10 protein-coding genes are annotated in these 11,285 nt (G+C 43.9%); 2 read left to right on the forward strand and 8 right to left on the reverse strand.

Going from position 1 to position 11,285, the window contains the following annotated elements:
* Window positions 1–10 precede the first annotated feature (10 nt).
* Window positions 11–1,177, forward strand: a complete 1,167-nt coding sequence (locus tag J0L83_10155) for a glycosyl hydrolase 53 family protein (protein MBN8664929.1) — start codon at window positions 11–13, stop codon at window positions 1,175–1,177.
* On the opposite strand, the gene J0L83_10160 is transcribed toward J0L83_10155, so the two are convergent.
* The 3 genes from J0L83_10160 to J0L83_10170 all read right to left on the reverse strand — a co-directional run bounded on the left by J0L83_10160 (window position 1,178) and on the right by J0L83_10170 (window position 5,086).
* Window positions 1,178–2,293 carry an esterase-like activity of phytase family protein gene (locus tag J0L83_10160; protein MBN8664930.1) on the reverse strand — a complete coding sequence of 372 codons (1,116 nt, stop codon included), beginning with the start codon at window positions 2,291–2,293 and terminating at the stop codon, window positions 1,178–1,180. It abuts the gene before it with no gap.
* 5 nt (window positions 2,294–2,298) lie between these two features.
* Window positions 2,299–4,500, reverse strand: a complete 2,202-nt coding sequence (locus tag J0L83_10165; GenBank protein ID MBN8664931.1) for a M28 family peptidase — start codon at window positions 4,498–4,500, stop codon at window positions 2,299–2,301.
* An 82-nt stretch (window positions 4,501–4,582) separates the two neighbouring features.
* Complete coding sequence (locus J0L83_10170; GenBank protein ID MBN8664932.1) at window positions 4,583–5,086, reverse strand: hypothetical protein; 504 nt, start codon at window positions 5,084–5,086, stop codon at window positions 4,583–4,585.
* Window positions 5,087–5,229: 143 nt separating this feature from the next.
* On the opposite strand from J0L83_10170, the gene J0L83_10175 reads away from it, so the two are divergent.
* A complete protein-coding gene (locus tag J0L83_10175) occupies window positions 5,230–6,372 on the forward strand; it encodes a serine hydrolase (GenBank protein ID MBN8664933.1) in 1,143 nt (380 codons plus the stop codon).
* A 42-nt stretch (window positions 6,373–6,414) separates the two neighbouring features.
* Here the strand turns inward: J0L83_10175 and J0L83_10180 are convergent, their stop codons facing one another.
* The 5 genes from J0L83_10180 to J0L83_10200 all read right to left on the reverse strand — a co-directional run bounded on the left by J0L83_10180 (window position 6,415) and on the right by J0L83_10200 (window position 11,285).
* The gene (locus J0L83_10180; GenBank protein ID MBN8664934.1) at window positions 6,415–8,070 is read right to left on the reverse strand and encodes an amidase; all 1,656 of its coding nucleotides are present in this window, start codon (window positions 8,068–8,070) and stop codon (window positions 6,415–6,417) included.
* A 10-nt stretch (window positions 8,071–8,080) separates the two neighbouring features.
* Complete coding sequence (locus J0L83_10185; protein ID MBN8664935.1) at window positions 8,081–8,584, reverse strand: GNAT family N-acetyltransferase; 504 nt, start codon at window positions 8,582–8,584, stop codon at window positions 8,081–8,083.
* 18 nt (window positions 8,585–8,602) lie between these two features.
* Window positions 8,603–9,502 (reverse strand): 1-acyl-sn-glycerol-3-phosphate acyltransferase, encoded by a 900-nt coding sequence (locus J0L83_10190; protein ID MBN8664936.1) that lies wholly within the window; start codon window positions 9,500–9,502, stop codon window positions 8,603–8,605.
* A gap of 48 nt (window positions 9,503–9,550) precedes the next feature.
* Window positions 9,551–10,393 (reverse strand): hypothetical protein, encoded by an 843-nt coding sequence (locus J0L83_10195; protein MBN8664937.1) that lies wholly within the window; start codon window positions 10,391–10,393, stop codon window positions 9,551–9,553.
* A 73-nt stretch (window positions 10,394–10,466) separates the two neighbouring features.
* Window positions 10,467–11,285, reverse strand: coding sequence for a hypothetical protein (locus J0L83_10200; protein MBN8664938.1), 819 nt, complete (start codon window positions 11,283–11,285; stop codon window positions 10,467–10,469).

Genomic DNA, 11,285 nt, shown 5'->3' on the forward strand with positions numbered 1-11,285 from the left:
ATTTCATTGCATGAAAAAGATGCTTTGGCTGATTGTCCCTGCTGCCCTCCTGATGAGCTCCTGTGCCAAATCGCAAACAGCCCCACAAACCGATAGTAACTATACCTGGAACCAGTTTTCCATGGGTGTTGATCTATCTTATGTGAATGCAATTGAAGATGCTGGTGGTAAATATTTTCAAAGTAGTGTAGCCAAAGATCCTTTTGCCATTATGCAGTCGATGGGTGCAAATACAGTACGTGTGCGTATCTGGCATAACCCACAATGGCTGGCAGCATTAAACAACAATCGTTTTTACAGCGATCTATATGATGCAGAAAAAACCATTCGCAGAGCCAAGACTTTGGGTATGGCGGTGAACTTAGATTTTCATTATTCTGATGATTGGGCCGATCCTGCACACCAAAATATTCCAGCTGCATGGCAAAACGCCAATTTAGCCGTACTCAAAGATTCTGTGTATCAATACACTTTGCGCGTACTGAATTATCTCGCTGCAAAAAACCTAACACCTGAGATGGTACAAGTGGGCAATGAAACCAATGGTGGTATGCTCTGGCCTATTGGGAGAATTAACAATGATCAGAACTGGTCTTCCTTTGGTCAGCTCATCAATAGCGGCGTGAAAGCGGTACGCAATTTCTCAGCTTCCAGTAGTATTAAGCCTAAGATTATTCTGCATGTTGCACAAATTCAAAATACAAGGGGATGGATACAATCGCTCCAGCAAAAGGGTAATGTTGCTGATTATGATATTCTCGGCGTCTCACACTATTATAAGTGGAGCGATGTGAACAACATGAACAGTATCAGCGATTCAGTACGCAGCCTGCGCAACTACACCGGAAAAGATGTAATGATTGTGGAAACAGCTTTCCCCTGGACCAACGATAATGCAGACAATTACAACAATATGTTGTATCAAACCACGAGTGAAGTAGCCGGCTATGCGATTAGTCCTGCCGGACAAGCAGCTTATCTGCGCGACCTCACACAAGCTGTCATCACAGGTGGCGGAAAAGGTGTGATGTATTGGGAACCTGCATGGATCACTTCCAATCTGCGCGATCCTTGGGGCGTAGGCAGTACTTGGGAGAATGCCACTTATTTCGATTTCAGAGGCAATCTGCTCACAGGTATTGATTACATGAAACGCAAATACATATTTCCTCGTTGATCAATCCACTTCAAACAAAAAAAACTGTGTCTGCTGTAAGGGGGAGAAATTATTATCCGCTACAAAAATCAAACTGCGTTTTCCATTGGGTAGTTTGGGACCCCAGCAAACACCTTCAATATTGTCTATAAATACGCCCAGACTATCCATATTCAACAACAACTTTTTCGTTGCTGGTGTGAATTGACTGTTTGCTGATAAAGATGTTATGTTACGGATATCTGTGGCCTTACTGAAATCAGCCAGAAATACTTTGATCGTACATTGTACACGACCGGTAGAAAATGAACGTTCAATCACCAGAAACTGTCCGTTACCTAAGGAAAAGATATCTGGTATGCCGTTAACGCGAAACGCATTGGCTGGTGTAGGAATAGTTGCTACGGGATCAAGTTGATAGGCATACTCTCCCTGGAACTTTTTGGTTGCCCAGTTGATATCGTAAAAACGCACATAGGCAGTAGTATCGCGCAGATCAGCTCGCGGACCGTCTTCATATCTCGGCTCTTCCAAACTCACGAATAAATGATGTCCATTGGGATGAAAACTCATACCCTCTAACACACCGTTTTGTCTAGGACCAGCTTCAGTAACACGCATGCGTAAATTATCCGGCAGAGCAATCTTGCTTTTATAACCACCTTGCCGATCCACCACATAAATCGCAGGATCAGACAGAATGGTATCTCTTACATTCACAGTTCGTTCACCCTCACTGCTCCACACCAGTAGATTGTCTTTGTGCGCAATACGCATCGCTTCCGGATCAGGCACGTTGAATTTGTCCTGCTTGTTATTGGGGAAGTTTTGTCCAGCCGCATCTTTCAGAAAGAAAACATCTTTGATCAAAACAGTATCAATGCCTTTGTTACTGAGTTTGATAGAGGCCGTATAAAATCGTGCAGGATTGATAGCACTTCTGTCGTCACAAATCAAATAATACAGATCTTGTTTGGCATCGTAATCAATACCAGATAGGCCGCCCACCAATGTCTGCTGCACATTGGTATTGTAAGGCAATACAAACATACCCTTATAGCGCATGCTAAAAGGCGACTGCGCCTTCGCCAGAAGCAAAGACGCAGTCAACAATATGCTGAAACAAATTCTTTTCAAGTCGGTTATTTTATAGCTGCAAGATAGTTTGCTAAATCTTGAATCGCAGCTGCAGTTATCTTGATTTGCTCCTGTGCTTCTTTCCACTCGCGCTGCTCAATGGCTTCGCGAATGCCGGGTAAGGTTTTCACACCATAGCCGGTATAAAAACCCGGCGCATAAATGGTATGACGATACCAAGCCCTGCGTGGTAAACCATTGGGTGATAACAATACTTGCTCAGCTTTGTACAAAGCCTGATTCAATGATGCACTGCCCTGTTGTTTGGCAATAGCAGTAGCATTGCTGTTAGCCGCTTTCTCCAAAGCAGCCAATGCATTTTGCAAAGAAGAAAAGTCTAAATATGGAACAGGTTCCTTAGCAGTGGGTGCATGGTATACTTCAGTTGGATCAGCAGCCAGCACATATTTCTTTTCAGCGATCAATTGATTTTCTACTGCAGTAGTTTCACGCAGCTGATCGGTCAATGCCATCACTTCACCAGCATATCCCTGAATGGTTTTGTGCAAGCTTCTAAAATCAAATGGCACTATATCTGCATTGGCCATACGCAATGCAGCGCGACCAGTCGTTTTTGCCAATGCATGGCAATATGCAAAACCCGGATCTTTAAATCGTGCATAGTGATCGTAAGAATCATAAATAGAATGGTAAGAACCACCTTCGCCTTCACCACCATAACCAATATTCAAAGAGGGAATACCCAAGTGTTGAAAGAAAGGCGAGTAATCAGAACCAGAACCCAGTGCACCCAATTTCAATCCCTTGCTGCTAAGTGCTGCTTTCTTCGCTGCAACAGAACCTGCTCTTGCTGCTTCCTGTGCTTTCTTGCGCTCCAGTACACTCACTTTGGTTTGTGGATCTTCTATATCACGTGCTACTTCTGTAACAAAAGTTTCCAATGCATGTGATCCACCTGCACCCAAGAAACCGCGACTATTTCCATCAGAGTTGATATACACAACTGTTTTCTCTTGCAATTCTTTCGCATGATCTTCCACCCATTCTGTAGAGCCCAACAAACCGGGCTCTTCCGCATCCCAACCGCAGAACACCATGGTACGCTTGGGTCTCCAGCCGGTCTTCATCAGTTCACCCACCGCATACGCTTCTTCTAACAAAGCGGCCATACCACTGATGGGATCATCCGCACCATTCACCCATGCATCGTGATGGTTACCACGAATCACCCACTGATCAGGATACTGTGCACCTTTCACCATCGCAATCACATTATGTGCGGGACGAATCTGCCAATCGAATTCCAGTTTCAAATGCACTTTGGCTTTGCCCGGACCAGCATGATAGGTAATCGGTAATGCACCGCGCCATTCTTCCGGCACAACCGGCCCCTCTAATGCAGACAACAAAGGCAATGCATCTTTATACCCAATTGGCAATACCGGAATCTTCAATAAGTTGGTGGCTTCTTCGCGCTTCAATCTTTTGGCATCAGCTGTAGCGCCCACATTCGGCGTAAGCGGATCACCGGGATAGATCACCATATCCATCACCGAACCACGCTGTGCACCATATTCATTTTTCCATGCACCCTTGGGATATACATCACCTTGGTAATAGCCATCTTCTTTGGGATCAGAATAAATGATACAACCCACTGCACCATGTTCCTGTGCTACTTTGGGCTTAATGCCCCTCCAGGAGCGACCATAACGTGCAATCACAATTTTACCCTTCACATCAATACCCATGCTAGCGAGTTTCTCATAATCTTCAGGCAGACCAAAGTTTACATACACCAGTTCGCCACTCACATCTCCATCGGCACTCCAACAATTGTAAATATCAAGTTGCTCTTTTGTTTGTGCGCTTGTAGCATCTTCCTTCAATGCTGGTTCTTTCAGAATGGCTTTATAAGTAGTAGGGCCTGTCATTTCCAACACCCTTGTCTTAGGTGTAGGAAACAATACCTGATAGGTTTCAATACGTGCATCTAATCCAAATGATTTGAACTTGCTCAACAAGTATTGTGCAACCGCTTCGCCACCGGGTGAACCCACATGGTGTGGTCTGGAGCTCATGTCTTTGATGTACTGACCAATGCGCTGTGCACTTAATTGAGCGTCAAACTTTGCTTCCAATGCGGCTTGCTCTTGTGCTGCTTTGGCTGAAAAGCCGGTAATGGGTTGTTGGGCGAATGCCGATGCGGCCAATAACAATGCCGCACTGAACAAAGATTTTCTCATGTAATTGCTTTATGGGTAATAAATGTAAAAAGAAAAAAGCAGCCCCGATGAGGCTGCTCAAAAAACGATGGATTGATTTTGATCAAATAAACAATAGGACCAAGGTAAGTACAATACCCGCAATGGTGAAATACATACCCTTACGGAAAATGGTGGTACCGGGTAAAAACATCCAAAATGCTGATATCACAAAGAAGAGCAGTGAAACACCAAAGAATACATTCAAGAAGAAAAGCGGCTCAGCCGATTTGGCTTTATGCAACTTGGTTATCTTATTCAGCATCTTAGGTAATTCCTTCACCACATAACTAGCTTCGCCCGTTTGTTTATTGTAGGTGCCATTTTCAAATGCAATTGTAGTTGCATCTTCCTGTTTCACTTTCAACTGCTTGATGCCAATTAACTGTCCCAACTCCTCACCGGTCGCATTAGGCTTTACTGTTTTTTGAATTGTCTTTTCCTGCTTTAAAAAATCAGTGTCTCTAAAAATCAATAGCATACCGCTCAAAGCATAGACTGCCATGATGCCTGCAAGAAAATAACCGAGATAACGATGCCAAATGCGAAACTGCGTACTAGTGTTCATGTTGCTGAAAGGTTTTCTTTTAGACCGGCAATTTGCTTGTTTGTAACATACCATTCATCAAAAACCAGGAAAAAAATCTCCGCAATCGGGAAAAAACAGATTCTCTTGTACTGATTGTGATAATTTTAAACCAAATCAAGCACATGAGCCATCGTTTGCGCATTCTCTTACTGGCATTACTGCCCTTAGCTGTTCTAGCACAAAAGAAGTATTATCCCGATGCCGACTGGCAAACAAAAACGCCTGCCGAGTTGGGCATGAATACACAACTGGTAGATAGTGCCATTCGCCTCGCCATCAATAGTGAAACCAAAATGGATGTAGACCTAAGGCTTGCCAATTACAAAGCCTATGTGCGTGAGCCGGGCTATCAGATATTGGGACCGATGAAAGATCGCGGGAAGCCTGCCGGACTCATCATCAAGAATGGTTATATCATTGGCCAGTGGGGCGATGTGCAGCGTGTGGATATGACTTTCAGCGTAGCGAAAAGCTATTTATCTACTGTTGCTGGTCTGGCTGCAGATGCAAAACTGATTCGCTCTGTAGATGAACCTGTACGCAACTACGTATGGAACGAATATTTTGAAGGTCCACACAACAGCAAAGTCACCTGGCGCCATTTACTAACGCAATCTTCTGATTGGTCGGGCTGTTTGTTTGGTGTATGCGATTGGGCCGACAGGCCGCCACGCGAAGGCAGTATTGATGATTGGCGCAATAGAAAATTGATAGAACCCGGAACCGTGTTTGAATACAATGATGTGCGTGTGAACCTGTTGGCGTATAGCTTACTGCAGGTATTCCGCAAACCATTGCCAACTGTGTTCAAAGAAAAAATCATGGACCCAATTGGTGCATCCACAACCTGGCGCTGGTATGGATATGAGAATTCGTATGTGCCCATGGACGGACTGATGGTGCAATCCATCAGCGGTGGTGGGCATTTTGGTGGAGGTCTTTTCATCAACACAGTGGATCATGCAAGATTTGGTTTGCTCTTTGCACGTCATGGTATGTGGAAGGAACAACAATTGATTTCCAAATCATGGATTGATGCAGCACATCAACCATCCGCTGCCAACAAAGCCTATGGTTATCTCTGGTGGACTAATGAAGATGATCGCCTCAAAGGTTTTCCTAAGCAATTGTTCTATGCGAATGGATTTGGTGGCAACTACATCGTTATTGATCAGGAAAAAGATCTGGTGATTGTGGCCAGATGGTTGGATGATAGTAAACTAAGTGATCTGGTGAATTTGGTTGAGAAAGCCATCACCAAATAAAAAAGCAGAAACAAAAATCCCCACAGTTTTGTGGGGATTTTTTTATTGAAACATCGGTGGATGTACATCATCCCACGAAGTTGCTTGTTGTAAAGCTTTCGCTGCAGTCAGCATTGCTGCTTCTCCATATAATTTACCCAAAAGCGTAATGCTAGTAGGCGTGTTGAAACGCTTATCAAAACCCGTTGGCATACAAATAGCCGGATGACCAGTAAGATTGGTGATGGCACTTTGGCTACCACTTCCGCGTGTAGGACAAATCAGCACATCAATATCTTTCAAAGCAGCATTTACTTGTTGCATGAGTAAATAGCGGTGACGGTTGGCATTGATGTATTCCACAGCAGGAATCAGTCGGGATACACGAAAACTATTTGGCCAATCGAATTTGTTCTGCCAGGTCATTTGATCATCCAAACCGGTTCTGGTAAAATCATCAAAAGCGGCAGCACATTCAGCGCTGATCACAATATCCATCACATTGAAATTGTACACACCACTATCCGGAAAAACTATAGGAACCAATTCTACACCCATTTTACGATAAGCATCCAATACCTTCCATTCATTACGGCTGGTATCGGTGATGCGATCGAAATAATTTTTTGCGTAGCCTACTTTCAGTTTTTTGATATCGCCTTTAGGCTGATAATTGAAAGGTATGCTTACTGCACTCAGGTCTTTATTATCTGCACCATGAATAAACGAAAACACCAAAGCTGCATCTTCTGCACTGCGGGTGATGGGACCCACTTTGTCGAGACTCCAACTTAAAGTCATGCCACCTGCTCTGCTCACGCGACCAAATGTTGGACGAAAACCTGTTGCACCACAAGTTGATGATGGTGATATGATAGAGCCCCAGGTTTCTGTACCGATGGCAAAGGGCACGAGACCGGCAACAGTTGCTGAAGCAGAACCTGCAGAAGAGCCTGATGAACCGTAGCGCAGGTTCCATGGGTTATTGGTGCGGCCACCATACCAACGATCGCCCATGGCCAAAGCACCTAAAGTGAATTTAGCCACCAACACCGCACCTGCATCGCGCAGTTTATTGTACACAGTGGCGTCTTCGTCAATGATTTGATCTTTATACGGTGCTGCGCCCCAGGTAGTCTTGGTGCCTTTAACGGCAAACAAATCTTTCAAGCCATAAGGAATACCATGCAGCGGGCCCTTGTACTTGCCTTTTGCAATCAGTGCATCTGCTTCTTTGGCTTGTTGCATGGCAATCTCTTCTGTTACAGAAATCACACACTGCAGGGTATCGCCATATTTTCTAATACGCTCAATGAAGAACTTAGTCAGCTCAACAGAACTAATCTTTTTGTTCTTGATCAGTGAAGCCAATTGCATAACTGAATAAAAAGCCAATTCATTTCTATTCGCAGGCAGCGATACGTTCGCAGGTATTTCCCAATTGATGGGTTGTTGCTTCAAATCGAATTGCATACCTGCTACAACCGGACTTTGCCACATGCTCATGGGCGTGCTATTATTGAGCGGGTATTTGTGCATCTTCCGAATCTCAAATACATTCTCTTTTACGCCATCAAACATAGAGTCGATTTCCTGTTGCGTAAAGCTGAGGTCGGCAAACTTCGCAACAACAGGAATCTCCGATTTACGAATCGTGTCCTGAGCCTGTAGCTGAGCGGTTGTTGCGCACAATACAAATAAGCATAGTAGTTTTCTCATTGCAGTTTTGTTATTTGATCAATTTCACCCAAACATAATCATCCATGATCACTCCGTTTTTGATCACGGCTTTTCTGCGGATGCCTTCTAAATAAAATCCATTCTTTTGTAACACACGCATACTGGCTTTGTTTGTTTCAAAGACTTCCGCATAAATGCGCACTATAGTAAACTCCTTTTCGATATACTCTACCAATAAGCGCGTAGCTTCCGTTGCAATACCCTTTCCCCAGAATTCTTCACCGATAAAATATCCGATCTCTACACTCATTCTATATACATCATCCTTAGGTACAATGCCAATATTACCGGCAATTCTACCCTGAAACAAAATAGCAAAATTGAGAATGGGTCTTGTTTTTCGAATGCTCTCCAACCAGTTCATGGCATCCAGTACCGTGTAAGGTGTTGGAAAATAATCGCGCACATTATCCCACACTTTTCTATTATTCGCAATAGCCGCCAAAGCCTGTGCGTCTTCCTGTTGCCAGGGGCGCAAAATAATCTTGCTCATGCCTTAAAATTATTGCATTTATGGCTTGTTGCCATAAACTGCTGAGCGAGAAAAATAGGCAGTTAGCGGAAATAATACAACAATAATAATCGCTGAGATAAACGGTATTCCCAACCACAATAAGAGCCCCAAAATCAGCAAGAGATACCATGGGTAAAGCAACAATAAAGCGCCAAAGAGTACTGAATCATAAAATACTGTGCCTTTGGTTTTTTGTCGGATAAACTGACTGATGGGATAATAGACAGGCGCATGTAGCAACCTCGTCAATAGCAATAAAAAAGTATTTGTGTTTGTCTGTACAGGCACACGGCTTTTCATCAGCTGATTGATTTGCGCATACAAGACATCATTGAAAGTCTTGAGTTGCCGGGGCAATACTGTTTCCTTTGGAAAATCATCTCTACTCAATACCGGACCCGTGATAATCTGCAAGGATTTACCTACACCATGCAAGGTTTCATAATACAAGCCCACCGGCAATACTTTGGTAGGCACGCCTTCATCCCAGCTGCCCTGCACAATTCGGGCAGTGCCTTTTTTGAAAGGCTGTAGTTCGTGACTCAGCACACAAATGCCTTCTATAAAAATGATGACAATGCCTTTGTTGCGCAGAATAGCTTTACAGGCATTAAAAGTTTCTTCGTTCTCATGCAAATGATCTTTTCCTTCACTGAGGCGGTGAACAGGTATCACATGCAGGCTGGAAAGAATTTTTTTATACAAAGGCTTCTTCCGAAACACATCGCCTCTGGCCAGAAAATAAGCGGGTGATGCACACTGTGTAGCGATGGCGATACCATCTAAGAAAGAATCGGGGTGGTTTGCCACGATCATCAATGGCCCTTTCAACTGATTCAACCCTGTTTGACCAGATACACGGATGTCTGAAAAGAATATCCTCAGACAAGATTGCACAAGGGGTTTGACGAGTGGATACAGCAAGCTTCAGAATTGTAGAAGCACCTACCGCGTTCCAAATTTGATGATGCCTGTGACGGCAGCACCTGTACCGCGACCGATATTCTTACCGGAAAGATCAGCAAACACACTGAAGTTTATCGAAGTGGTTTCGTTGATTTTTCTGGACAATGCCGGAGTAATGCGGAAGGTTGAATAATAGCGGTTGATGAAGGGGTTATTGGGATCGAAATCGCGATTACGGCTGGTAGAGTTGTTGCTGCTCAGCGTTACGGTAAGTTTCCAGCTTTCATCTAATGGCATACCAAACAAGGCGTCAAAGAATACTTGCGTAGGACCAACTGAATCGAAGAACTGTCGGATACCTGCAGAGATATCCCAATAGGTATTCTTCAATCTGGTTCTGTTGGTACCGGAGAAACCCAGCTTCACCTCTGCACCAGGCTTGGCATAACCAATGGTTGGCAGTTTGCCAGCGCTGTTGTTATACAAAGGAATAATGAGTGAGCCCGTTACACTTAAGAACTTATAGTAGTCAAAATCATTGAGTAGATAAGAAATGCCCACACTTGCATCACCCAGACTTGAATTGGTTTGTGTTAAACCTGTTTCCTGATAGCTGGAAATCACAAAGGGTACATTGAATACTAAATCCGCTTTATCAGAAATACCTGTACCGCCGTAAAATCCAAAATAATGAGACGTGAACTTACCACTATTGCTATAGCCGGAATACTGACGGCCTTTGTCCCAATAGCCCTTGGCATTATACAAATTATAGGAAGGTGCGAGAAGCCAGCGGTTTTTACCGATGGGAAACCCTGCAAAGCTGGCAGTAGCCATCAGCATCAGGCAGGTAAGAAGAACCGATTTGGTAAATGCTTGCATGTACGGATAGATTGGGTGAATCCGGAAATCAAGTCTATAACGCTTTTTCCGTTAAAAAATTTCGTTGCTTAACCTAGAAAGGCATTTTGGTAATGAGCGATAAGCCCAAACCCCAGCCTACACCTGAATTTTTGCCATAAACCGTATAAAAACCCTGCAGGTATGGTGTTACTGTTCTGCTGATTTTACGGCCAATACCAACGGTTACCTTACCATAGGAGAAGTCCTTGTTTTCAGGAAGATTGGTACTAAAGGTTTTATCCGCACTCGCAGACTGCATATGGGTAAAATTGGCCGTTGCCATATAGTAATCATTAAAGTTGACGCCCCAGGTAATGGCACCACTGAATTGATTGGGGCCTGTACCATCTTCTGCAAAGAAGCGATTGTGCGTGACCTCAAATATGGAGAACTGCTGATTACCCGGATTAAAGGAGTAGTTGGCAACTACCTGCATACCCTTTGCACCAAAACCCAAAAATGGTGTAGTAGTATTGGTATAAGTAGGTAATAATGCGGCTATTCTTGTGGTGAAGTGTGTGCGCTTAGATTCTGAGGGAATATGAAAAGCCAAGCCAAGTGCCACATCCGCAAGACCTGCTCTTGTTGTTTTAACGCCAAATGAAACCTGATTCTGCTGGATATACGGAACATTGGTAAATATGTCCAGATTGCGCGCCAGGCCATGCGTAATACCTACACCAAAATAATACGAGGAGAAGGAATTGTCTTTGCCCTGAGGAATTCTGCTACCATTTTTATCAAAAAAGCCGGCAGTTGAGAAATAGTTAAAGCCAGGCAGCACCACAAAGCGTCCTTTACCAACAGGCCAATCAGCGCTTGCGGTTAGGACCAAACTGAATACACAAAATATCAATAAGCGAAATTTCAT

The organism is Chitinophagales bacterium (assembly GCA_017303835.1).
In the GTDB taxonomy this organism is placed as follows: domain Bacteria; phylum Bacteroidota; class Bacteroidia; order Chitinophagales; family Chitinophagaceae; genus JAFLBI01.